This is a genomic window from Ferrovibrio sp., from assembly GCF_029255545.1.
In the GTDB taxonomy this organism is placed as follows: Bacteria; Pseudomonadota; Alphaproteobacteria; order Ferrovibrionales; family Ferrovibrionaceae; genus Ferrovibrio.
Genome location: NZ_JANLJJ010000068.1, coordinates 38990 through 59809, shown reverse-complemented (window position 1 = coordinate 59809; position 20820 = coordinate 38990). Strand labels below are relative to the sequence as shown.

At 65.8% G+C, this 20820-nt stretch carries 25 protein-coding genes; 5 read left to right on the top strand and 20 right to left on the bottom strand.

Annotation, left to right across the window (positions count from 1 at the left end; translation table 11 throughout):
• Positions 1 to 110: 110 nt before the first annotated feature.
• Positions 111 to 524, bottom strand: coding sequence for a helix-turn-helix domain-containing protein (locus tag Q1J79_RS13380; protein ID WP_300301179.1), 414 nt, complete (start codon positions 522 to 524; stop codon positions 111 to 113).
• A gap of 77 nt (positions 525 to 601) precedes the next feature.
• Between Q1J79_RS13380 and Q1J79_RS13375 the strand changes: the two genes are divergently transcribed.
• The 4 genes from Q1J79_RS13375 to merA are packed head-to-tail and all read left to right on the top strand — an operon-like array spanning position 602 to position 3035.
• Complete coding sequence (locus tag Q1J79_RS13375) at positions 602 to 1000, top strand: mercuric transporter MerT family protein (protein ID WP_300301176.1); 399 nt, start codon at positions 602 to 604, stop codon at positions 998 to 1000.
• Between the two features lie 11 nt (positions 1001 to 1011).
• Positions 1012 to 1344 (top strand): heavy-metal-associated domain-containing protein, encoded by a 333-nt coding sequence (locus tag Q1J79_RS13370; RefSeq protein WP_300301174.1) that lies wholly within the window; start codon positions 1012 to 1014, stop codon positions 1342 to 1344.
• A gap of 10 nt (positions 1345 to 1354) precedes the next feature.
• A complete protein-coding gene (gene merF / locus Q1J79_RS13365; RefSeq protein ID WP_367182988.1) occupies positions 1355 to 1603 on the top strand; it encodes a mercury resistance system transport protein MerF in 249 nt (82 codons plus the stop codon).
• A 1-nt stretch (position 1604) separates the two neighbouring features.
• A complete protein-coding gene (merA, locus tag Q1J79_RS13360; RefSeq protein ID WP_300301169.1) occupies positions 1605 to 3035 on the top strand; it encodes a mercury(II) reductase in 1431 nt (476 codons plus the stop codon).
• A 50-nt stretch (positions 3036 to 3085) separates the two neighbouring features.
• On the opposite strand, the gene Q1J79_RS13355 is transcribed toward merA, so the two are convergent.
• The 16 genes from Q1J79_RS13355 to Q1J79_RS13280 form a co-directional block, all read right to left on the bottom strand.
• Positions 3086 to 4825 carry a VirD2 family relaxase/mobilization nuclease gene (locus Q1J79_RS13355; protein ID WP_300301167.1) on the bottom strand — a complete coding sequence of 580 codons (1740 nt, stop codon included), beginning with the start codon at positions 4823 to 4825 and terminating at the stop codon, positions 3086 to 3088.
• A gap of 244 nt (positions 4826 to 5069) precedes the next feature.
• Complete coding sequence (locus tag Q1J79_RS13350; RefSeq protein ID WP_300301165.1) at positions 5070 to 5846, bottom strand: lytic transglycosylase domain-containing protein; 777 nt, start codon at positions 5844 to 5846, stop codon at positions 5070 to 5072.
• A gap of 4 nt (positions 5847 to 5850) precedes the next feature.
• Entirely contained in the window at positions 5851 to 6186 is a 336-nt protein-coding gene (locus tag Q1J79_RS13345) for a DUF736 domain-containing protein (protein ID WP_300301163.1), read from the bottom strand.
• A 47-nt stretch (positions 6187 to 6233) separates the two neighbouring features.
• Positions 6234 to 6758, bottom strand: a complete 525-nt coding sequence (locus tag Q1J79_RS13340) for a S26 family signal peptidase (RefSeq protein ID WP_300301395.1) — start codon at positions 6756 to 6758, stop codon at positions 6234 to 6236.
• Between the two features lie 17 nt (positions 6759 to 6775).
• Positions 6776 to 7297: a DUF2840 domain-containing protein gene (locus Q1J79_RS13335; RefSeq protein WP_300301161.1), complete on the bottom strand. Its 522-nt coding sequence runs from the start codon at positions 7295 to 7297 to the stop codon at positions 6776 to 6778.
• The gene (locus tag Q1J79_RS13330; RefSeq protein ID WP_300301159.1) at positions 7294 to 7548 is read right to left on the bottom strand and encodes a hypothetical protein; all 255 of its coding nucleotides are present in this window, start codon (positions 7546 to 7548) and stop codon (positions 7294 to 7296) included. Before Q1J79_RS13330 ends, Q1J79_RS13335 begins: the two co-directional genes overlap by 4 nt.
• Entirely contained in the window at positions 7545 to 8183 is a 639-nt protein-coding gene (gene parA / locus Q1J79_RS13325) for a ParA family partition ATPase (RefSeq protein ID WP_300301157.1), read from the bottom strand. Before parA ends, Q1J79_RS13330 begins: the two co-directional genes overlap by 4 nt.
• 211 nt (positions 8184 to 8394) lie before the next feature.
• Positions 8395 to 9273: a replication initiator protein A gene (locus Q1J79_RS13320; RefSeq protein ID WP_300301155.1), complete on the bottom strand. Its 879-nt coding sequence runs from the start codon at positions 9271 to 9273 to the stop codon at positions 8395 to 8397.
• Between the two features lie 11 nt (positions 9274 to 9284).
• Complete coding sequence (locus Q1J79_RS13315) at positions 9285 to 9566, bottom strand: helix-turn-helix domain-containing protein (RefSeq protein WP_300301153.1); 282 nt, start codon at positions 9564 to 9566, stop codon at positions 9285 to 9287.
• Between the two features lie 133 nt (positions 9567 to 9699).
• Positions 9700 to 10071 carry a DUF2285 domain-containing protein gene (locus Q1J79_RS13310; protein WP_300301151.1) on the bottom strand — a complete coding sequence of 124 codons (372 nt, stop codon included), beginning with the start codon at positions 10069 to 10071 and terminating at the stop codon, positions 9700 to 9702.
• 73 nt (positions 10072 to 10144) lie between these two features.
• Entirely contained in the window at positions 10145 to 10468 is a 324-nt protein-coding gene (locus tag Q1J79_RS13305; protein WP_300301149.1) for a DUF6499 domain-containing protein, read from the bottom strand.
• Positions 10469 to 10588: 120 nt separating this feature from the next.
• The gene (locus tag Q1J79_RS13300; protein WP_300301146.1) at positions 10589 to 10852 is read right to left on the bottom strand and encodes a DUF2285 domain-containing protein; all 264 of its coding nucleotides are present in this window, start codon (positions 10850 to 10852) and stop codon (positions 10589 to 10591) included.
• Between the two features lie 132 nt (positions 10853 to 10984).
• Entirely contained in the window at positions 10985 to 11218 is a 234-nt protein-coding gene (locus Q1J79_RS13295) for a helix-turn-helix transcriptional regulator (RefSeq protein ID WP_300301144.1), read from the bottom strand.
• A 178-nt stretch (positions 11219 to 11396) separates the two neighbouring features.
• On the bottom strand, positions 11397 to 11723 hold the full coding sequence (locus tag Q1J79_RS13290; protein WP_300301142.1) for a DUF736 domain-containing protein: 327 nt from the start codon (positions 11721 to 11723) through the stop codon (positions 11397 to 11399).
• A gap of 479 nt (positions 11724 to 12202) precedes the next feature.
• Complete coding sequence (locus Q1J79_RS13285; RefSeq protein ID WP_300301139.1) at positions 12203 to 12730, bottom strand: hypothetical protein; 528 nt, start codon at positions 12728 to 12730, stop codon at positions 12203 to 12205.
• 141 nt (positions 12731 to 12871) lie between these two features.
• Complete coding sequence (locus tag Q1J79_RS13280) at positions 12872 to 13039, bottom strand: hypothetical protein (protein WP_203192657.1); 168 nt, start codon at positions 13037 to 13039, stop codon at positions 12872 to 12874.
• Positions 13040 to 13353: 314 nt separating this feature from the next.
• On the opposite strand from Q1J79_RS13280, the gene Q1J79_RS13275 reads away from it, so the two are divergent.
• Positions 13354 to 14106: a hypothetical protein gene (locus Q1J79_RS13275; RefSeq protein WP_300301134.1), complete on the top strand. Its 753-nt coding sequence runs from the start codon at positions 13354 to 13356 to the stop codon at positions 14104 to 14106.
• A gap of 7 nt (positions 14107 to 14113) precedes the next feature.
• On the opposite strand, the gene Q1J79_RS13270 is transcribed toward Q1J79_RS13275, so the two are convergent.
• The 3 genes from Q1J79_RS13270 to Q1J79_RS13260 form a co-directional block, all read right to left on the bottom strand.
• Positions 14114 to 15049 carry a DUF2493 domain-containing protein gene (locus tag Q1J79_RS13270; RefSeq protein WP_300301132.1) on the bottom strand — a complete coding sequence of 312 codons (936 nt, stop codon included), beginning with the start codon at positions 15047 to 15049 and terminating at the stop codon, positions 14114 to 14116.
• Between the two features lie 323 nt (positions 15050 to 15372).
• Positions 15373 to 16416, bottom strand: coding sequence for a toprim domain-containing protein (locus Q1J79_RS13265; protein ID WP_300301130.1), 1044 nt, complete (start codon positions 16414 to 16416; stop codon positions 15373 to 15375).
• Positions 16417 to 20751, bottom strand: coding sequence for a strawberry notch family protein (locus tag Q1J79_RS13260; protein WP_300301128.1), 4335 nt, complete (start codon positions 20749 to 20751; stop codon positions 16417 to 16419).
• Positions 20752 to 20820: the final 69 nt, after the last annotated feature.

Genomic DNA, 20820 nt, shown 5'->3' with positions numbered 1-20820 from the left:
TGCTCGGTGTGAGCCACAGCGGGGATCGGTCCAGGCGCAGCCCGGCACAGAAGGCAAAGCAGCCGGAGATCTCCGCCAAGGCCGCTCCGAAATAAATCGCCAATGTGCCATCATGATGCCAGCGCCTCCAGGACCGGGCACTCGGGCACGTCGTCTCCAGAACATTGCGCTGCGGTCGCCGCCAACACCTTTTCGATACGCCGGAGATCGGCGATTTTTGCACGTACATCGGCCAGATGCCTTTCGGTCCGCTCCTTCACCTCGGCGCAGGTCTGGGTGCCGCCATCGACGAGGTCGAGCAGGCCGCGGATTTGTTCGATGGCGAAGCCAAGCTCACGGGCACGCAGGATGAAACGCAGCCGCGAGACGTGACTCTCGCTATAGACGCGGTAGCCCGATGCCATGCGCGGCGGATCGGGCATCATGCCGATCTTCTCGTAATAGCGGATGGTTTCGAGATTGCAGCCCGTGCGCTGAGCGAGTTTGGCCCGCTGCAACCCTCTCCCTGAAACGTGATCGCTCATCGTTTGATAAACCCCTTGAGTCTGTAGTTGCTACAGACTGTAGGCTCCGATCGAATGAAAATCGAGGGTCGAGTCGCATGAGCCATACGGATGTCGAAACAGCACCGCTGAGCGCGCCACGGGAAATCAAGGACCGGCGCAAGAGCTGGTTCGCGGCGGGCGGCGTCGTTGGCGCGATCCTCGCCTCGACCTGCTGCATTGCACCGCTCGCGCTCTTTGCGCTTGGCATTTCCGGGGCCTGGATCGGCAACCTCACGGCGCTTGAACCCTACAAGCCCTACTTCGCGGCGGTAGCCCTGGTTTTCATCGGGCTTGGCTTCCGGCAGATCTATTTCAAGCCGAAACCCGCTTGCGAGGAGGGATCCTACTGCGCCCGGCCGGAATCCTCCATCATCACCAAGACTGCTCTCTGGCTGGCGAGCGTGCTTGTCGTTCTGGCCCTGACGATCAACTGGTGGGCACCACTTTTTTACTAGGAGAACACGACATGAAACGAAGTCTCGTCATCACCGCAGGCGTGCTGGTTCTGGGCGCCGCCGGCATCTTGTCCACGTCGGGCGTCTCGCTATTTGCGGCACAATCGGCGGCTGCCCAAGTCACTGCCGTCCGGACGGTGAGGTTCTCCATCGAGAACATGACCTGTGCGCTATGCCCGGTCACGGTCAAATCGGCCATGGCGGGCGTGAACGGCGTGAAGTCGGTCGAGATCAATTTCGACGCCAAGACAGCGATTGTGGTGTTCGATCCCTCGATTACGACGCCGGAAGCGATCGCAGCGGCCTCGACGAATGCCGGCTATCCGGCGACAGCGAGAAGCTAGGTCCGGGAAGATGAAGGACATGACGATCCTCAAGACCGGCATCATCGGATCGGTCATCGCGGCGATCTGCTGCGCAACACCGGTCCTGGGTCTGGCGCTCGGCGCTCTTGGCCTGTCGGCCTGGCTCGGCTGGATCGACTATGTTCTCATTCCAGCGCTCGTCCTCTTTCTCGTGATTACCGCCTATGGGTTCTGGCGGCGGGAGCGGGCGGCGGCGTGCTGTGCCTCCGACACACAATCGAACAAGAGAAGGGCCTGATATGGCCGATTGCTGCAGCACAGACCGCAACCGGAAAGGTGGCTATGATCTCGCCGTCATCGGTGCGGGTTCGGCGGGTTTCTCCGCTGCGATCACAGCTGCCGAGCAAGGCGCGAATGTGGCTCTCATCGGACATGGGCTCATCGGCGGCACGTGCGTCAATGTCGGGTGTGTGCCGTCCAAGACCATGATCCGCGCCGCCGAAGCTCTGCATGGCGCACGCGCGGCAAGCCGGTTCGCTGGCCTCGCCGGTGAGGCCCATGTTGCTGACTGGTCAGCGCTGGTCGCGGCCAAGGACGATCTCGTCGGAACACTCCGGCAGAAGAAATATGTCGATCTGCTGCCCGAATATAGCAGCATCGCCTATCTGGAGGGGGCAGCAAGGCTGAATGGCGCCGGTGTGCTTGTGAACGACAGCCCCGTTTCTGCGGGCAAGATCATCGTCGCCACCGGCGCGGCGCCGGCCATGCCGAGCATCCCCGGCATTGAGAATGTTCCCACCCTCACCAGCACCACGGCACTGGAACTTGACCGGCAGCCGCGCTCGCTTCTGGTCATCGGGGGCGGCTATATCGGCTGTGAACTGGCGCAGATGTTTGCCCGCACAGGGACCGCCGTAACCCTGGTCACGCGCTCGCGGCTGCTGCCCGAGGCGGAACCGGAAATCGCGCAAGCACTCGCCCGCTATCTGGCCGACGAAGGCATCAATGTCCGCACCGGACTGACCTATTCCAGGATCGGGCAGCAAGACGGTGGAATCACGCTGACCATTGATGTGGATGGCAGCAAAGAGACGCTCACCGCCGAGCAGGTTCTGGTGACGACCGGACGCATACCCAACACGGCGGACCTTGGCCTGGAGGAGTCCGGCGTAAGGCTGGCGCCCAATGGCGGGATCGTTGTCGATGACCGGATGCGCACCTCGAAATCCGGCGTCTATGCCGCCGGCGATGTGACCGGACGCGATCAGTTCGTCTATATGGCGGCCTATGGCGCCAAGCTTGCCGCGCGCAACGCGCTCAACGGCGACAGTCTCGTCTACGACAACACCGCCATGCCCTGGGTGGTCTTCACTGATCCGCAGGTCGCGGGCGTCGGACTTTCCGAGCGACAGGCAAGACAGCGCGGTTTCGATGTGAAGACGTCGGTTGCACCGCTCGACCAGGTGCCGCGGGCGCTCGCAGCCCGTGACACGCGCGGACTCATAAAGCTGGTGGCCGACAGGAATACCGACCGCGTGCTCGGGGCGCAGATCCTCGCACCCGAGGGTGCGGACAGTATCCAGACCATGGTGCTTGCGATCAAATTTGGAATGACGACGAAGGAGCTTGGCGAGACGATCTTTCCTTACCTTACGACGGTGGAGGGATTGAAGCTCGCCGCACAGGGCTTCGACAAGGATGTGACGAAACTTTCCTGCTGCGCTGGTTGATACCCGTGGGCAAGATTGGCTGACTCACCGTCGCCTGAGCTGACGCTTCTCTACAATCCGAGCCCCCGCTTGCGGCCAAAGCTCCAGTCGATGCCGCCGTCGCCGCGCGCGAGGCCGGAGACATGGCGGCCGAGTTGCTTTTCGAGTGAGGGGGACCAAGGCACGAGCTGGAAGCCGAGGCCGTCGTCGATCATTGCGAACCGGCCGGAGGCGAGCGCGAAGCGCTGCCGGTAGGTGCCGGAGACGTATTCGCCGGTCGAAGCGCGCGTCAGCGGCCGTCCGCTCTCCGACGCCAGCTTCTCGCCGAGCGCGTCCAGTTCGCGCAGGCGCAGGGTCTCGATCAGGTTACGGCTGAAGCTGACGCCGCGACTCTGACGTTCGGCGAGGCCTTGGCCGATCAGATGTTCGGCGCGGCGATCCATCGCCCCGCGCACCTCTGCGCCGAAGCCGCCGCCACCAAGGGCGACCGGCTCGCGGGCAATTGCCTGACGGTCGAGCCAGGTGGCGCCGGTCGCCGTGATCTGCCGCTCGATCGAGAGGTCCGAGCGGACCGCCAGCGCCACGCGCCGCCGGCCCTGGGCGTCGTCGAACTTGCGCAGTTCGACGATCGAGCCCGGCGTGCTGTCGCCGGCGGCATCGAGGTCGGGCAGTTTGATGTGGTGGGTGCGCCCGTCGGCGCCATCGACCACGGCATAGGCCGTGCCCTTCAGCTCGTCGTCGAGGCCACGGGCGACCAACCGGCCGACGACGGGATCGTCCAGGCTCTCGGCGGCCAGCACATAATTGGCCGCGCCGCGCTCGATGCCCCGCTCGGCCAGGCCGCGATGAATGCGCTTGATGATGTCGCCGCGTTCGCCCAGCTCGCGCAGCGTCGCCTCGGCATTCTCCGACATGGCCCATTGGCCGGGACCGAACTGGTTGGCGAGACCGAGCGATTCCAGCTTGCGTAGTCGCCCGACCTTGAGCGCATGGAACTCGTCGGGTTGGCGGTCGGGATGCGGCGCGAGGTCGATGACGCCGGTGCGGGTGCTGTCGCGCGTGAGCTGTCGGTCGAGGTTGGTCCAACGCTCGGCGGCTATCTGGCGTTCGAGCGTGCGGCGGATCTCCTGATCGGTGCGGGGGCCGAGCTCCTGGGTGATCAGGTCGCGCGCCCGATCGCGCATGCCCTCCTTGATGTAGTCGCGCGAGATGACGAGGTTCTCGCCGTCCTCGCGCACGCCACGCACGATCAGGTGGACGTGCGGATGCTCGGTGTTCCAATGATCGACGCCGACCCAATCGAGCTTCGTGCCGAGGTCCTTTTCCATCTGCCCGACGAGGTCGCGGGTGAAAGTCTTGAGGTCGGACATCTCCAAGGCGTCGTCTGGCGAGACGATGAACCGGAAATGATGCCGGTCATCTTCGCACCGCTCCGCGAACGCTTGTCGATCGGCATCGTCCGTGCCGGGGCCAAACAGCCGGGCCTTCTCTCCGTCCCGGGTGACGCCCTCGCGGCTCAGATAGCTGAGGTGGGTCGCAAGCGGCGCGCTCCGTCCGCCGTGACGGACGACACGCGCCTTGATGACGGCGCCGCGCGAGCGGGAGGTGATGAGCCGGTTGGCCTGCACCGATGCGCGCTGGCCCCGGCCGAACCGGGAGCGGTGGTTCGGCCCGATCGTCCCCCTGCGGGAGACCGTTCCGCCGGCGCGCTGGGCCGCCGCCAGCGCCTGCGCGATGAAGGGTCTGGCGCGCTGCGCGCTCGTCGAGCGGATGCGACCTGGCCGGATGCGGAAATCGTCCTCGCTGCTCATGGTCGCGATCCCGCACATCGCGCAACGGCACTGATTTTCTTCTGAAATTGCCGAAGCCGCAGGCTGCGCCGATCAGGCGCACCTCGCGAATTCGCCGCGTAAGCCCCTGAAAAAACACGACCGAACCGAAGCGCACATCGCGCCCCTTTATCCTGCCATCGTGCGGTCGTGTTGCCTCGCTCCCCCCTCAGCGCTCTCCATGATGCGCCGGGGCACGCCAGACCGCGATCCGGTCGAGGCGCCGTCATCGCGGGCCTCCACCATCCGATCGCGTGATGAACAGGCCGGAGGACTGCGGCGCGATCGCGGAAACCTCGCGCAGCGAAGCCGCCGCGGGAGCGTCTTCAGAACGGCCCCCGGTCTGCACACGATCAGCAGAGGTCGTGCCGTCGGCGCGCGTGATGAACAGCGGTGCGCGCGTCCACGCCAGCGGATCGGCGGCCGCAACAGTGATGGTTCCAGCGATCTCGCCGCCGCCGACAAGAGGTGCGAGGGCCGCGACATAGGCCCGCGTTTCCGCCGGTAACGCACGGCCGCCCGCAAGATATTCGTCGTAGCGACCGGGACCGGCATTGTAGGCTGCGAGAAAGCCCGGCGTGCCGTAGCGGTCGTGCATTTCGCGCAGATAGGCCGCGCCTGCCAGGATGTTGTCGCGCGGGTCGTAGGGGTCGTTACCGAGAGACAAGCGGATGCGCAGCGCCGTCCAGGTATCGGGCATGATCTGCATGAGCCCCATCGCACCCGCTCGGGAGATCGCGCGCACGTCGCCCGCGCTTTCGGCGCGCATGACGGCGCGAATCCAGGCCGCCGGAACGCCGAAGCGCTGCGAGGCCTCGGCAACATAGGCGGCGATCGGATCGGCAGGATCGGTTCGCTCGACCGGTGCGCTCTGAGCCAGAGTGGCGGCGGGCAATCCTGCGCCGAAAAGCAGACCGGAAAGGAGTAGGATGGCGAGATTCCGGGCGGCATGCGTCCGCCCGGAATCCACGAAGCACCTGTGCGGTGAGTGAAGCGTCCGCATGGCCTCAGTCCCGCTCGCCGCGCTTCGGCGGACGGTTCCAGTGGAGGCCCCAAGTCGTCTTATCGTCGCCGGATTGGAACAGATTGGCGCGCACTGGCTGCGCGAAGACGGGATCGTCGAGGAGCAGCGAGACGTACTCGCCAGCCTTCTCGCCGGTCCGCTTCCAGCCGGCGCCAACCTCGGGGCCATCTTCGTCGCCGAGATGGACGCGGTAGTCCGGCGCGTTTTCGGCGTCGGAAGGTTCGGCCGGAAAGAGAGAAAGCGCGGCGTCGAGGGTGAGCGTGCGGACGCGGCCGGAATAGCCGGACTTCGTGCGGGTGAACTGACCGATCTGTGGCATGGGAAGGTTCCTTCTGCTGCTTGTGAGGGAGAGGTTCGGCGCGCCCCTCAACGTGTTTGGGCGCGCCATTCGAAGTGGCCGCTGTCGTCTTCGTCGGTCCACACCGGCATCGCGCGGCCAATGATCGAGCTGGTAGGAATGGGACCGAAGTAGCGGCCGTCGAGGCTGTCGCGGACGGACCAGTTCATGAGGAAGATCTCGCCGTCCGCGATGCGCCGGCAGCCCTGCCAGACCGGCAGATCGCGGCCGAGGCGGTCACGCCGCAGCGCCTCTCCCATCGTGATGCCATCGACGGAGATGCGTGCGCCGGTTCGGCAGACATGCTGCCCCGGAAGTCCCGCCACGCGCTTCATCAGTGGAACGCCGCGCGGCAGGTAGCCGCGCTCGGCGAGAAACGTGGCGAGCGGTTCGGGAGCGGCCACGGCGACCAGGTCAGTCACTTCGAGACGCGGTGATCGGTCGATGGAATAGAGCCCGATCGGCGTGCTGGCCGAGGCGTTCCAAATCAGCTTCGGCGCAATGTGGATGAACGACAGGCCGCCGATCAGCATCACGGCGAAATACGTCGTCATGACGTAGCCGAAGCGGGTCATGGCTCGGCACTCCGGCGCTTCAGGAATGCCCGATGCTGCTCGAACGTGTAGGCACGAGGCTCGTGGCCTGCCGTCAGGCGGTTGTGGATGTGCCGCCAATGATCGGGCGAGACCGCTGCCGGATCGATGTTGCGCGCTTCGATGGCGTCGATGAGTTGGAGTACGTGCTCGACCTTCGGCCAGCCTTCGAGCTTGAGCAGGATGTCGCCGCCAGGGCGCACGAACGGCAGCGTGTGATAGGGTTGGCGCGACGAGACGGCGCGCACGATGTCGATGCGCGAGATGATCGTGCCGAAGTCGTTGGAGGCCCAGCGGACGAACGCGAAGATGCTGCCCGGCTGGTAGGAGAGGACACGCCGGCGGCGATCCAGAATCTGTTCGTGGACGTCGTCTCCGAACCGGATCCAGTATTCGATCCTCTTCTCGATCCAGGTCAGTTCGACATGAGTCAGATGGTCGGACGCGAGCGCGGACGGCGACGGGCCGCTGCGCACGCGCGAGGCCGCGGTGCCGGTCATGATGGGTCTCCTTCGGTCGGGGGAAATTCGCGCGCGAGCAGGTCGCGCAGCATGTCGGCGACCGTGACGCCGCGCCGGAATGCCGCGATCTTGATGCGCCCGCGCAATTCGGAGGTGACGTCGATGGTCAATCGCGCCGAGAACGCGGCGATGCCCGGGTCGCGCGCAGGCGGCGCCGCCGACGACTTGATCCAGTGCTCAGCATCACCGGGGCGGGCGGCGAAGCCGCGTTTCTGAGACGGCCCGGTCATGGTCCGAGCCTTCCGATCTCGACGCACAGCGCGGCGATCTCGCGCGCGGCCGGGCTTTCGTCGTCGACCTCCGACACGAGGCGTCCGGACTGCGCGGTATCGGCAAAGGCGACGCGCTGGCCGATGGTGGATGCCAGCACCGGCGGGTCGTGATCGGCGAGCGTCTCGGCCGTTTCGCGGGCGATGACGGTTCGCGCGCCGCATCGGTTCAACACGAAGCGGGCCGCGAGCTGCGGACGATAGATGCGCGCCTCACCGAGCAGCGCCAGCATCTCGGCCGAGGCCCAGCCGTCGAATGGCGATGGCTGCACCGGGATCAGGACGAGATCGGCGGCGAGCAATGCGGAACGCATCAGCCCGGCGACGCGGGGCGGCCCGTCGATGACGATGTGATCGGCGTCGCGCGCCAGCTCCGGCGCTTCGCGGTGGAGCGTGTCACGCGCCAGGCCGACGACGCCGAAGAGGCGCGGCAGGCACTCGCGCGCGCGTTGCTGTGACCAGTCGAGCGCAGAGCCTTGCGGGTCCGCGTCGATCACGGTGACGCGCTGGCCGCGTCGCGCCCATTCGCCGGCGAGGTGCAGCGCGAGCGTCGTCTTGCCGACGCCGCCCTTCTGGTTGAGGAGCGCGACAATCATGACGCGCTCCCGGCCGCTCGCCGGCGGTTATCCGCAGGCAGGCAAAACGCGGCGTCCGTTAGAAGAATTCCGTAGGAATTCTGGTTAGAGAAGTTACGGGTGCCGCAAGCTTTTGATTCAATGCGTGGAATCTGCGATTCCGGTCCCCGATAGCACGAGGACCGGGTCCCCGATGGCACGATAGGGGCGGTCCCTGATAGCACGAGGCAATTCACAGCTTATCCCCAGGGTGAGTGTTGGAACGGCGACGTCGTGGCATCCCGAACGGGGCCGGATCGGTCGGGGCGAAGGAAAGGCGTTCGGGGCCGCTGGTCGGCTGCTCGATGGTCAGCCGGTAGCCCGGCAGCGCCTGGCGGCGGACGATGTCGCGCAGGTCGTAGGCGAAGTGCTTGAGCGGTGAGAGCGAGCCGGACTTGGCGTGGAGGTGGATGAAGTCGAAGCTCCAGCCGAACTCCTGGCGGCCGCCATGCTTGCGCACGAGCCGGTAGAGCCAGCGTTCGAGCCCGCCCGTGAGATCGAAGTAGGCGCGGTCGATCGTCAGCACGAGCGCGTCGTCGAGGACGGCGGCGTAGAACCAGTCGGGCACGATCAGCTCGAGGCCGAGGGGCCGCCCTCGGCTGTCGGCTTTCTCTTTCCACTCGTTGATCCACGAGAAGCGGTGCATCCGCCGCTCCGTGGGCTGGCGGATGGATGTGGCGACCGTGGTTGACTGTAGGCGGTCGAGCGCGGCCTTGAGGCGGTCGTAGTCGCGCAGCGACACGCCTCGGCCGATGAAGTTCAGGATCTCATACGGGGTGGTGCCCATGAGCCGCGACGAGCGTAGGCCGGCATCGCGCGCTTCGACGATCTGGGAGGCCGCCCAGATCAGCACGTCCGCGTCCCAGATGGTCGCCATGCCATGCTCGGGGACGGCTTCGACGCGGATGACGATCGAGCCCGCCTTGAAATCGATCGGCGCGAGGCGCTTCGACTTGGCGAGCGAGAAGAACGGATAGGCCATGAGGTCCTGCGCATCTCGCGGCGCGAGGTCGCCGGGCAGCGCCCGGAAAAGATCGAGCTGCTCGCGTTCCGTGCTGTGGCGGGACGACATGCCGGCACGTCTCAGCGCGCGTGGCGGCCGGATTGGACCAGCGTCGTCGGTTCATGACGCTTGGCGGGAAGGACGGCGCCGCGTGGATCCGACGTGGATGTGACGGCGCCCCGATCGGCCCAGGCCTGCAGGTCGTCGATAGCGTAGACGACACGGCCGCCGAGCTTGCGATACGCCGGGCCGGTTCCGTAGGTCCGGTGCTTTTCCAGTGTGCGGCCGGAGAGACCTAAGAAACGAGCGGCTTCAGGGGTGCGTAGAAAGCGCGGCGGCAAACCGGCGAGGTTGGCGGACATGATCGGGCCTCCGAGGCGTTCGTTGAGGCCGCTGGCGATCAGCGGCGGGCGAAGGCCACGGTGGCGAAGAGCTGCTGTCTGGGGGGATGGTGAAGATAGAGGGGGCTATTTCGCACCCCTGCGAGGGGCGCTGTCAGCGCCGTCTGCGTCGACGCAACAGGTCACGATAGCCGCCATCGACCATGGCGAGGCCATCGCGCACGAGCCGAATTGTGGAATCGCGAAGCGCCGATGTTTTCCAGGAGTCGGAGGCGACGCGGGACACGCCGAACATCACCTCCGCGATCTCCCGATAGGTCGCGCGGCAGGCGCGGCCGTCGAAGGCCCGCAGCATGTGACGGAGACGCTGCCGGCGCTGAAGCGTCACGCGCAGATCGGCGGGCGGAGGCGGCGCTTGGAGCCCGCCCCAAAGACGCGAGAGGGCCTCGATCCGATCTGGTGCATCAGTGTCCAGGGGGACGACCGCGGCCAGCGGCTGGTCGGGTTCGATGCCGCCGAGCAGCACGACATGGACTGCGTCGGCGCCGTCGCCATGGATTGCGTGGAGTTCGTGCGCGCTGCGGTGCGTTGTGTTCGGATCAAGCGCGGGCAGTGGTGCGCCGGCCGAGCCAAGGGATGGCGACGCGATCAGCAGAACCTTTCCAAGGTCGGCCTCCGTCGTCCAGTGAACCGGCTCCTCGATGGCGCTGTGGCTTGGGTGGGCAGGGAAATTGCAACCCCCAGCGCAGGCGGAACGACGCGGTCGCCTGCTCAGGGTCATCCATCTCCTTCAACGCTTTTGCATAGTCGCGCTGGTAATCGACATTGCGGCGTAAGCATTCCCACGCCAGGTCGGAAATGCCGAGATCGTCGAAATAGTCGTAACTGGTCGAAGCTCGCCACTGCGATGGGTCCGGCGCCATCGATTACCTCCTGGCTCACATGGTTCATGTCTCCGGGCCGGATACGATTCCCGGTTGAGCTGGATCAGGGAAGACCCGGAAAAAGCGCCGCGTGATCGCTGCGGCGCATCGCGGACCCGTTCAGTGATGGCCGCGCCGAAGCAGGTCGCGGTAACCGTGTTCGGTCATCCATCGGGCGCGCAGGAGGTGGCATTCATGGATGTGCCGGGCGCGCTCGGGATCATCACTGGGATCAATGCCGAACAGAATGGTAACCACTTCGCACCAGTCCGCTCCGTCGGCGTCGGCGTCGAGGAGGCGCAAGTAGAGCTTCAAATGCTGGATGTCATAGTCGGTGAGCGTCGCGCTTTGAGGCGGTTCATCGAGAAAATCCGGCGCGGTCACGATGGGTCCCCCGACACATCAATGGCGACAGCCATTCGGTTCCGAGTCGATTTTAACGAAGTTTCTAACCGTCGTAAGCTGCGCGAATAGACATCGCGTGATGCAGCGGAGGCATCGCTACGCGTCGTGCAATCAATCTTCGTCGGCGCTCTGCCGCTTGGTCCGTTCGAAAAACGCGACCGGATCGATGTCCAGCACGATGGCCAGCTTTTCCAGCATATCGATCGTCGCGGCGTGCTGTTCCCGCTCAAGCATGCCGACATAGTTGCGATTGATCTCGGCACGATCAGCAAGTTCCTCCTGCGACAGGCCCTTGGCGTGTCTCAGTCGACGCAAATTTCTGGCGACAAGCTCCCGCAATCTCATGCGGAGAGGTCGCCGTTTCCCCTAATATACTGCCACCTAGTAAACTAGTGATTCGTACATGAGAAAAGGCGCGGAGTCATTTTTCCGTGATGATCGGGACCTTTCGGCCGCCTGCAGGACCGGATTCCCACCGGCGTGATGCCCCGCCCGGTAATCCGGACGGGGCATCGATGATGGCTCAGTCGCCATTGCGGCGGTTGGGCCGGGACCAGATGAGGCTGTAACCGTCGCCATCCTCGTCGTCGAAAAGGTTGGCATAGATCGGAGCGTTGAAGCTCGGGTCGTCCAGCTTCAGGCCGAGATAGTCGCGGCCCTCGTTGGAGCGCTTGGACCAGGCGGCGCCGATCTCGGCTCGGCCGACGAAGACGCGGTGGCTGGGAGCGTTCTCGCCGGTGGAGCGGGCGTCGGGGACGATGCGGACGTTCTTGGTCTGGACGCTGAGGGTGACGATTTCGCCGGTGAACTCGTTCGAGCCGGTCTTCTTGAAGGTGCCGATGGTCGCCATGAGAAGTCTCCTTGATCACTGTCTTTCGAGCCCGCACCATTGCGGCCTCGATGGTGATCGACCGGCCGGAGGCGATCGACGGCGCACCCGCAGGGCTTCAGACAGCAAAGGAGGGACTTTCTTGTCCCGCGAGGAATGACGGCGCAGCCGGCAGGGGAAGAAAGTCTTGACGGCGCTGTTGCGCCATAGGCGATCGAGGCGAAGCCGTCCTTCGGCCAGATACACCCATCGAAGAGGCCGTTTTGGAGCGCTCGACGAGGCAGAGCCGATCAATGGAGACGGTGGCGACCCCCTCGGTACCGGTGAATACGCGGCACTATCACCGGCGGTCCTTGTCTCCCGGTCTCGACGCAGCGCCTGCACCGGTTCCCACGCCACACTTTCGGTCAGAACGCTAAGCTCCCGCACCATCAATGTGCCGAGCCATCGACGCCCGCTGGTCAAGCTTGCTCAACCGGCTGCCGCCTCCCAGCCCGAATCTAACGGCCCATCGCCGCCCGATCCCTGCCTGTTCCACGATGTTGAGGACGGCTTCGATATGCCTCTGGTCCGCCGCGACGTTGCGAGGATGTCAGCCCCGAGCGAGGTTCTGCCCGGATCGGGGCGGGCTCGGCGCCCGCGATCCGAATCCAGGCCGTCGCGCCGATGGCGATGGCGCCGATCACGGAGAAAATGACCTGCCAGGTCTCCGAAGGCATGGCGTGCTTCGCGATACCGTGAACGGCATGATAACCGGCGACGGCCGCCGGTGCTGCGAAGACAAGTCCGATGGTCAGCCGGAGCCAGACCGGACGCACCAGGGCGAAGAGGAACTGGCCGATGCCGAGCATCAGCCCGGCAGCGAGAAGCCCGACGACGATGCTGCCGGGCCAGCCCGCGCCAGTGCCATAGGCCCACATGCCGACGGTGATGCCCGCGAAGAAGGGCAGCGCGTAGATAGCGAGGGTGAAGAGCAGCCAGCAGACGACGCCGATGGCTGTGATGCTCAAGAGAATGCCGAGTACCATGGTGGTGTGCTCCGTAAGATGAAGGTCTACGGTCGCGCCTTCCACCACCACCACGGCGCAAATGTTAGTATAGCCGAAGTTGAGTGATGACGGCAGCGGAAATCCGTCCGGATTTCCGCTCGGCCGAGCGGACCGTTACCCTCAGGGGGCGAATGGATCGACTTCGCGGATGATCGCCGAGGCGTCTCCGTCGTATTCGGACGCCGGCATGACGCTCATCGTGCCGTCGCCGGCTTTGAAGATCACGATCGCGACCATGAGCGTTGTGGCGAGGCTGAAGGCGAAGGCGTGAGCATCGTTGAGGGACATTGATCCGGCTCCTGTTCTGGAGGCGGGGGACCATCCCCCGCGCGACAGGCGCCCGATGTGTCCGGCCAAGGGCCGCAATCACCGCAGGGGCGAAGCCTCAAGGCCGCACGCTCGCGTAGCGGACCCTTCACGGGTTGATGGCGCCAGGCCCTCGGCCGGACCAAGGATCAGCGCAAGGAAGCGGGGGGTGGTGCATCGCTTCGCGGAGATGGTAGAGGAATGATCCCTCGAAGAGCTCTGCCGCTCAGGACTCACGCCCGAATTGTGATCCGCCTCGTGCAGCCGGGGCAGATGACATGAGGAGGCGGCGGAGAGTGACTGACGGATTCTACATACCAGACGGCAATGAGGCACTGCGGGACGATATCCCGGCGGTCGTGGAGCTGATCGAGCGAACCGCGCGGTGGGTCAATCCGGAGACATTTCGGTGCTTGCCGGTGTGGGCGCCGCACACCGCTCGCGGACGACCGCTCTACGATGCGGGATGGACCCGCCGCTATACCAACACCCGAAAGGCGACCGGGGTCACCGCAGAGAAGTTCGAAGGCAACGTCGCTGCGCTCCAAGCGCTGGTGGCCGCCCTCGACGTGGCGTCGCCCAAGCCCAAGAATTGGACCGTCTGCCATATCTGGGGATACGACGATCCGTCGTTCGCGCAGCAGAGCAGCGTCGTGCAAGATCCGCGATACTTCTCGTGCGTCGCCAACATGGTGTGGTTGCCCACGCCGTTGAAAGGCTTCACCGACACGCTCCCGGAAATCAAAGCCATGCTCCGGGTCTGCGCTTTCCATCTCTATGGATGGGCTTGCGAGCATCCCTCGGTCGCCGAGCAGGCCGCCAAAGTGACGTCTGGATGGATTCCTGACGGGTACCCGAAGAGTTGGCCGAGTCCTGATCGCCCCGGTGTGCTGCCGCCAGGCACCGCGCCGTTCAGCGGGCGGATCGCGCGCGAGATCGCCAAGCGCAAACGGAAGATCAAGATCGATATTGAGAACGCGACGTTCCTGCACTATCCGAAGGAGGAGGTCATCGGCGTGCTGAAATTCTGGGGCATCGAGCTGGGCTAGGCGGCGCTCACGCGCCGCCACTGCCGAACTTCCAGACCGGGATGCCGAACTTGCGCGCCTTGTCGGCGAGATTGTCCTGGATGCCGGTGCCGGGGAACACCATCACGCCGATCGGCAGGACGGCGAGCATCTGATCGTTGCGTTTGAACGGCGCGGCTTTGGCGTGCTTCGTCCAGTCGGGCTTGAACGCGATCTGCGGAACCTTGCGGTGATCCGCCCAGCGAGCGGCGATGCGTTCGGCGCCCTTCGGTGATCCACCGTGCAACAGCACCATGTCGGGATGCTTGGCGTGGACCTGGTCGAGCTTGGCCCAGATCAGCCGGTGATCGTTGAAGTCGAGGCCGCCGGTGACGGCGATCTTCGGACCCGCCGGGATCATCACCTCGCTCTCTGCCCGGCGCTTGGCGGCGAGGAAATCGCGGCTGTCGATCATCGCCGAGGTCATGGCGCGGTGATTGACCATCGAGCCGTTGCGTGGCCGCCAGGATGATCCGGTGTGGCGCTCGAAGTGTTCTGCGGCCTGATCGCGCATCAGCTCGAAGGCGTTGCGGCGCTCGATCATGGTCTGCCCTTCGGCGGTGAGACGTTCGAGTTCTACCGACTTCACCTCCGAGCCGTCCTGTTCGCGCTGACCGCGGCGCTGCGCCTGCTCATTGTCATCGAGTTCGCGTTCGATCCGGTCGGTGGCGCGATGGAAGAGGTTGACGGTCGACCAGAGGAGGTCATCGAGGTCGGGTTCGAGGCGGGTGTCCTCGAGGGTGGCGATCAGGGCGTCGAAGATGTCGGCGATGGCCCCGGCGACCGCATCGCCTTCGGGAAGTGGCCTCGGATCGGGTTCGTCCTGAAAGGGACGAAAGCCGTAGAGCTGGAGTTCGGTCAGGACATGGTCGGTGGGGGATGAGGCGTGGTGCGGTTCGAAGCCGTCGTCGTGTTCGTTCGCCATGGGATGCTCCTTCGTCGGTTCGACCGCGACCCTCGCGGCCTTCTGGCGACGAAAGCCGTCGGGCGGGCCGGACCTGCACCCGGAGCGCCAGCGCAGGGCCAAGCATCGCGCCGGATGGCGAAGGCCGGCTATTTTGTTTCGCGATGGAAAGCGCTCCTCTGGAGCGCGCCGGAAAATAGCCGGGCGCAGCCTTTGCCGGTCCGGGCCGCTTGACGGCCGATCGCCCTCTCGAAGGCCGGGTCGCGGTCCTCTCCGGCGCAACGGGATGCAGCCTCGTGCGAAACCGGTGACGGGCGCCGCTGCCCCGTGCTTGCCCCTTCCGGCTATGCCGCCAAGGCGAGAAAGCGGGCGACGTCCTCCGGGGCGAGCTGCTGACGGATCGCTGCCCGCAGCGCGCCGATGCCGAGAGTGCGGAGATCCTCGTTGAAATCCCCAAGCGTCGGCGACAGCGCAATCGCCTCGATGCCGGCGTCCCGCGCCCGTTCGACCAGGCTATCGCGCGCGCCGTCACCGGCCGGATCGTCGTCGCGGGCGATGTAGAGTCGGCGAAGGGTCGCCGGGAACAGGATGGCGGCAAGGTGTGCGGCCGAGAGCGCAGCCGCCATTGGCAGGCCCGGTAGGGCCATGCGGAGTGACAGGATCGTCTCGATGCCTTCGCCGGCCGCCATCACATCGTGCGCCGTGCAGAGCCGGACCGCATGACCGAGGAGCTCGCCCATTGCCCGTCGCGGTGTGTCGATTGGCGCCTTGCCGCTCCCTTCGGGGCTGAGCCAGGTGCGATGTACGCCCGTGATCCGGCCGTCGAGATCGGTGACGGACGCGATCATCGCCGGCCAGGTCTCGGTCGGCGAATGCTCGTCCGGCCGATAGTAGCAGCGTGGATGGAAGCGGAGCGATCCGGTTCCGTGCAAAGCCGTGATGCCGCGTTTCCGTAGATACGTCTCTACGATAGTGCCCGTAATCGGCCGCGACATTGCGAAGAGCCGTCGTGCGGCCTCCGGAGACCCGGCGGGCGCCGATGCCGGGCGTCGTTGGTGGTCCGGGTCTGGTTCCGGATGCGGCAGGCTCAGGAAGGTTCGGGCCTCCTCGGCGACGTCCTTGAAGTCGATCAGCCCGCAGCTTTCGCGGATGACATCGAGGAGATCGCCGTGTTCGCCTGTGGCCGCGTCGGTCCATTTACCCGCCGCACCCCTGCCGGAATCGGCTCCCTTCAGGCGGACAAACATCGAGCGGCCCGGTGTGTTTCGGACGTCGCCGACCAGCCAGTAGCGGCCCTCGCGATATCCAGCCGAGAGATAGTGCCGGCACACAGCCTCGGCCTGTCGTCCAAGACGCTGTGCCAGTTCGGATGCGTCGCGGCGGGCCATTTACACGGCCTCCCGCTCGGCGATCCGCTGGACGGGATAGCGCTCCATGACCTTCGAAAGCACAGCCGAGCCACTCGCGTCTGTTGGCACGAACATGCGGAGCTTCCAGGAGATGATCTCATGGAAAAGGCCGTAAGCACTGAGGCGCTCGCGCATCGTGTCGGTGAAGCCGGAGAGTTCGATGCGGTTGGCGCCCATGACGCGGACGCGGCGGAGTTGGAGGTCCTCGGCGAGGTCGAGGATGGTCTTGCCGTCGATCAGGGCCGCGAAGGCGTCATCCGGTGCCAGCGTGCCGGCTCCCATTGCCAGCGCGCCTGCGACCCAGGCGGGCGAAACCTTGCGTCCGATGATGCGCTCGCCGTCGTCGGTCTGCAGCCGGTAGACGCGCGTCGACTCGTTCGGCAGGCGTTTCCAGATCGGCAGCAGCAGGCCGGCGACGACATGGATCGCGCTGTCGGAGAAAGCTGGCACGTCGGCGACCTCGCCGGTCCACGCCGATGCGAAGGCCGCGCGGTCGGCTTCGACCCAGTGGCTTTCCGCCATCATGGTCAGCGAGGCGTGATGCTGCTCCATCGGCCGGATCAGCCGGACGCGGCGCTCGATCTCGCCGTCATCCAACATCAGCGATGACGCCGGCACCTGAACGGCGGCGCGGCCGGAGCGATCGTTGACCAGCAGCATCGCCCGACGATCCGACAGAAGGTCCATCGCCTCGTCGAGCGTGACCGGCCGGTTGCGCTCCCGCTGCGTGATCGTCAGCAGGCGGGTTTCCGCACCCGTACCCGGGTGGACGTGAATGGTGCGCCGGTCGGTGACGATGAAGCTCTCCGCCTTCAGCGTTTCGAGTCCGACGTCGTATGTGCCGCTGGCGATGGCGCCCTCGATCTTGGCGTTGAGGAGCTGCTCGAACGCCGTGAAGAGGATGCCCTGCAGTTCGATCGTCAGGGCGAGCAGGCGGTTGAGGAACGTCGTGATCGGTGGCAGCTCGTCCTTGATGCCATTTGAGTCCATCAGCGAAAGGCCGGTCGCGTCTTCGAACATCTGGAGCGTGCAGCCTTCGACCTTGCCGCGCACCAGCAGCAGGTAGAGCTGACGCAGCGCATCGCGGGCATAGTGACTCTCCAAATTGTCCTCGGGGCGGAACAGGCCCTGGCCGCCGGTCTGGCGTTGGCCCCGCGTGATCGCGCCCAAAGTGTCGAGACGCCGGGCGATCGTGGAGAGGAAACGCTTCTCGGCCTTCACGTCGGTCGCGATGGGGCGAAAGAGCGGCGGCTGCGCCTGGTTAGTGCGATTGGTGCGGCCGAGGCCCTGAATGGCGGCGTCGGCCTTCCAACCCGGCTCCAACAAATAGTGGACGCGCAGCCGCCGATTTCGGGCGGACAGCTCGGCGTGGTAGCTGCGACCTGTGCCGCCCGCGTCGGAGAAGACGAGGATCCGCTTCACGTCGTCCATGAAGGCGGCGGTCTCGGCGAGATTGGCCGATCCGGCGCGGCGCTCGACCACAAGCCGCTCGCCTTTGCGCACGATACGGCGCGAACGGCCGGTGACCTCGGCGACGATGTCTGTACCAAAGCGCTGAACGATCTGGTCGAGCGCGCCTGGAACCGGCGCCAACGACGCCAGGTGCTCGATCAGCCGATCGCGGCGAGCGACGGCTTCGCGGCTCTCGACGGGCTGGCCGTCGCGATAGACCGGGCGTGACGACAGGTTGCCTTCGGAATCTGTGAACGGCTCGTAGAGCTGCACCGGGAAGGAATGGGCGAGATAGTCGAGCACATATTCCCTCGGGGTGATGTCGACACGGACGTCGTTCCACTCGTCGGTCGGAATCTCAGCCAGGCGGCGCTCCATCAGCGCTTCGCCCGTCGAAACAATCTGGATGACGGCGGCATGGTTCAGCGCCAGATCGCGCTCGATGGAGCGGATCAGGGTCGGCGTCTTCATGCTGGTCAGGAGATGACCGAAGAAACGCTGCTTGGCGGATTCGAACGCCGATCGGGCGGCGGATTTGGCCTGCGCATTGAGCGTGGCCTTGTCGCCCGTGATGTTGGCGGCCTCCATCGCCGCCGACAGGTTGTTGTGGATGATGGAGAACGCCCCGGCATAGGCGTCATAGATGCGCGTCTGCTCGGGCGTGAGCTGGTGCTCGAACAACTCGTATTCGACGCCGTCGTAGGAGAGCGAGCGGGCCGTGTAGAGCCCCAGCGCTCGCAGGTCGCGCGCGAGCACTTCCATTGCCGCCACGCCGCCGGCCTCGATCGCCTCCACGAACTCGGACCTGGTCGAGAACGGAAAATCCTCGCCGCCCCAGAGACCGAGCCGCTGCGCATAGGCCAGATTGTGGACCGTGGTCGCGCCGGTAGCGGATACGTAGACCACGCGCGCGTTCGGCAGCGCATGTTGAAGGCGCAGCCCGGCGCGCCCCTGTTGCGAGGCGGCCTGGTCGCCGCGTTCACCCTTGCCGCCGGCGGCGTTCTGCATGGCGTGGCTCTCGTCGAAAATGATCACTCCATCGAAATCGGAGCCCAACCAATCGACGATCTGACGGACGCGCGAAACCTTCTCGCCACGCTCGTCGGAGCGTAGCGTGGCATAGGTGGTGAATAGGACGCCTTCCGGCAGCCGGATGTGCGTTCCCTGGCGGAAGCGCGAAAGCGGCGTCACGAGCAGGCGCTCCATGCCGAGCGCGGACCAGTCGCGTTGCGCGTCCTCGATCAGCTTGTCGGACTTCGAGATCCAGACGGCCTTGCAGCGACCCTGCATCCAGTTGTCGAGAATGATGCCGGCGCTCTGACGGCCTTTGCCGGCGCCAGTGCCGTCGCCGAGCATGAAGCCGCGCCGGAAGCGGACGGCGTTCGGGGCATCCTCGCGCGCGGCGGAGATGACGTCGAAGGTCTCGTCCACCGTCCACGAACCGGCGAGATAGTCGCCGTGGGCCTCGCCGGCATAGATCACCGTCTCGAGCTGGGCGTCGGACAGCAGGCCCTCCATGAGAAGGCGTGCCGGCAAGCGCGGCCGGTAGCTCGGCTTGGGCGGCGCGACCGAGGCCATCGCAGCGGACTGCACGAGCTTCGTCGGGTGGGCCTGAGAGCCGGGAATACGGATCGACTGCAATCCGTATTCTTCATAAATCGCATCCGTGAGCCGGGAACCCTCGGCCGGCTGCCAGTCGATGGTCTCATAGGCGAGATCGACGCCTTCGGGTTCGCCCAGAACGGTGGTCTCGGGCGCCGACGAACGTGGTCGGGCGAGGTAGCCGCGCACGGTGCGGGGAACTGCGGGACGCAGCGTGGCCTGGGCCGCCGTGGATGCGGCGACCGGCAAGCGCGCTGGCATATCGCGGATCACCCAACCGAGCAGCGTGGCGGCGTCCGGCGCGGTGCCGCGCGAGGTGGCGACGACCATGGGATCGTCGGCCGGCGACTTGTCGATAACAGTCAGCCGCGTGTCGATCGTCGTGCCATGCTTTGCGTAGACCGAGCCATCGACTGCGGCCGAGAACACGACGCGGCCATGCTCCTGAAGCCGGACGAAGGCTTCACGCCACGCCGGCGCGTCGGGCGCGAAGCTCGCACCGGTAATCGCCACGAGACGTCCGCCGTCAGCCAGGCGCGCCAGTGCGGAGGCGATATGGCGATAGGCGGCGTCGGCCATGCGGCCGGAGACGTTCGCCATCACCGAGAACGGCGAGTTCATCAGAACGATGCTCGGCACGATCCCGGCATCGAGATGATCGTTGATCTGGGCGGCGTCGAAGCGGGTGACGGGAACGGTCGGAAAGAGGTGGGGGAGAAGACCGGCACGGGCCTCGGCCAGTTCGTTCAAGACCAGCGACCCGCCGGAGAGCTCGGCGAGAATGGCGAGCAGGCCAGTGCCGGCCGAGGGCTCCAGCACGCGATCGGCCGGCGTGATCGACGCCGCGGTCGCGGCAGCGAACCCGAGCGGAATCGGTGTCGAGAACTGCTGAAACGTCTCGCTCTCCTCGGAGCGCCGAGTGTGGGTAGGGAGAAGGCTGGCGATCCTCGCCAGCATCGGCAGTGCGGCCGCCGGAGAACCGGCTTTGCGCAAAAGCGCCTTTCCGTATTTGCGGAGAAACAGCACCGTCGCCGCCTCACCGGCGTCGTAGGCGGTCTTCCAATCCCAGGCGCCAGACGCATCGGAGGCGCCGAAGGCCTCCTCCATGGCCGCGCGCAGCATCGCAGCGTCGATGCGCTGACCTCGGTCGAGAGGGGGGAGAAGATGGCCGGCGGCTGCGGCGACAGCGGACCCGGTGTCGATGGGAACAAGCGGAAACGGCGCGGCCGCGCGGGCTGCGGTGACGGAAAGGTCGTTCATGGAGGGAACCTCGGGAGAGCGGGAACGGGGCGAGCCGACCGGCGCTCTCTCTCGACCGCACCGGCTCAA

What these genes read in the sequence shown, in the direction of transcription:
- Q1J79_RS13260 (WP_300301128.1), bottom strand. Translation starts at nt 20,751, where the DNA reads ATGAACGACCTTTCCGTCACCGCAGCCCGCGCGGCCGCGCCGTTTCCG.
- Q1J79_RS13340 (WP_300301395.1), bottom strand. Translation starts at nt 6,758, where the DNA reads ATGACGACGTATTTCGCCGTGATGCTGATCGGCGGCCTGTCGTTCATC.
- merF (WP_367182988.1), top strand. Translation starts at nt 1,355, where the DNA reads ATGAAGGACATGACGATCCTCAAGACCGGCATCATCGGATCGGTCATC.
- parA (WP_300301157.1), bottom strand. Translation starts at nt 8,183, where the DNA reads ATGATTGTCGCGCTCCTCAACCAGAAGGGCGGCGTCGGCAAGACGACG.
- Q1J79_RS13335 (WP_300301161.1), bottom strand. Translation starts at nt 7,297, where the DNA reads ATGACCGGCACCGCGGCCTCGCGCGTGCGCAGCGGCCCGTCGCCGTCC.
- Q1J79_RS13290 (WP_300301142.1), bottom strand. Translation starts at nt 11,723, where the DNA reads ATGGCGACCATCGGCACCTTCAAGAAGACCGGCTCGAACGAGTTCACC.
- Q1J79_RS13315 (WP_300301153.1), bottom strand. Translation starts at nt 9,566, where the DNA reads ATGTCCGCCAACCTCGCCGGTTTGCCGCCGCGCTTTCTACGCACCCCT.
- Q1J79_RS13370 (WP_300301174.1), top strand. Translation starts at nt 1,012, where the DNA reads ATGAAACGAAGTCTCGTCATCACCGCAGGCGTGCTGGTTCTGGGCGCC.
- Q1J79_RS13380 (WP_300301179.1), bottom strand. Translation starts at nt 524, where the DNA reads ATGAGCGATCACGTTTCAGGGAGAGGGTTGCAGCGGGCCAAACTCGCT.
- Q1J79_RS13355 (WP_300301167.1), bottom strand. Translation starts at nt 4,825, where the DNA reads ATGAGCAGCGAGGACGATTTCCGCATCCGGCCAGGTCGCATCCGCTCG.
- Q1J79_RS13350 (WP_300301165.1), bottom strand. Translation starts at nt 5,846, where the DNA reads ATGCGGACGCTTCACTCACCGCACAGGTGCTTCGTGGATTCCGGGCGG.
- Q1J79_RS13295 (WP_300301144.1), bottom strand. Translation starts at nt 11,218, where the DNA reads ATGAGATTGCGGGAGCTTGTCGCCAGAAATTTGCGTCGACTGAGACAC.
- Q1J79_RS13320 (WP_300301155.1), bottom strand. Translation starts at nt 9,273, where the DNA reads ATGTCGTCCCGCCACAGCACGGAACGCGAGCAGCTCGATCTTTTCCGG.
- merA (WP_300301169.1), top strand. Translation starts at nt 1,605, where the DNA reads ATGGCCGATTGCTGCAGCACAGACCGCAACCGGAAAGGTGGCTATGAT.
- Q1J79_RS13345 (WP_300301163.1), bottom strand. Translation starts at nt 6,186, where the DNA reads ATGCCACAGATCGGTCAGTTCACCCGCACGAAGTCCGGCTATTCCGGC.
- Q1J79_RS13375 (WP_300301176.1), top strand. Translation starts at nt 602, where the DNA reads ATGAGCCATACGGATGTCGAAACAGCACCGCTGAGCGCGCCACGGGAA.
- Q1J79_RS13330 (WP_300301159.1), bottom strand. Translation starts at nt 7,548, where the DNA reads ATGACCGGGCCGTCTCAGAAACGCGGCTTCGCCGCCCGCCCCGGTGAT.
- Q1J79_RS13265 (WP_300301130.1), bottom strand. Translation starts at nt 16,416, where the DNA reads ATGGCCCGCCGCGACGCATCCGAACTGGCACAGCGTCTTGGACGACAG.
- Q1J79_RS13280 (WP_203192657.1), bottom strand. Translation starts at nt 13,039, where the DNA reads ATGTCCCTCAACGATGCTCACGCCTTCGCCTTCAGCCTCGCCACAACG.
- Q1J79_RS13285 (WP_300301139.1), bottom strand. Translation starts at nt 12,730, where the DNA reads ATGGTACTCGGCATTCTCTTGAGCATCACAGCCATCGGCGTCGTCTGC.
- Q1J79_RS13270 (WP_300301132.1), bottom strand. Translation starts at nt 15,049, where the DNA reads ATGGCGAACGAACACGACGACGGCTTCGAACCGCACCACGCCTCATCC.
- Q1J79_RS13305 (WP_300301149.1), bottom strand. Translation starts at nt 10,468, where the DNA reads ATGGCGCCGGACCCATCGCAGTGGCGAGCTTCGACCAGTTACGACTAT.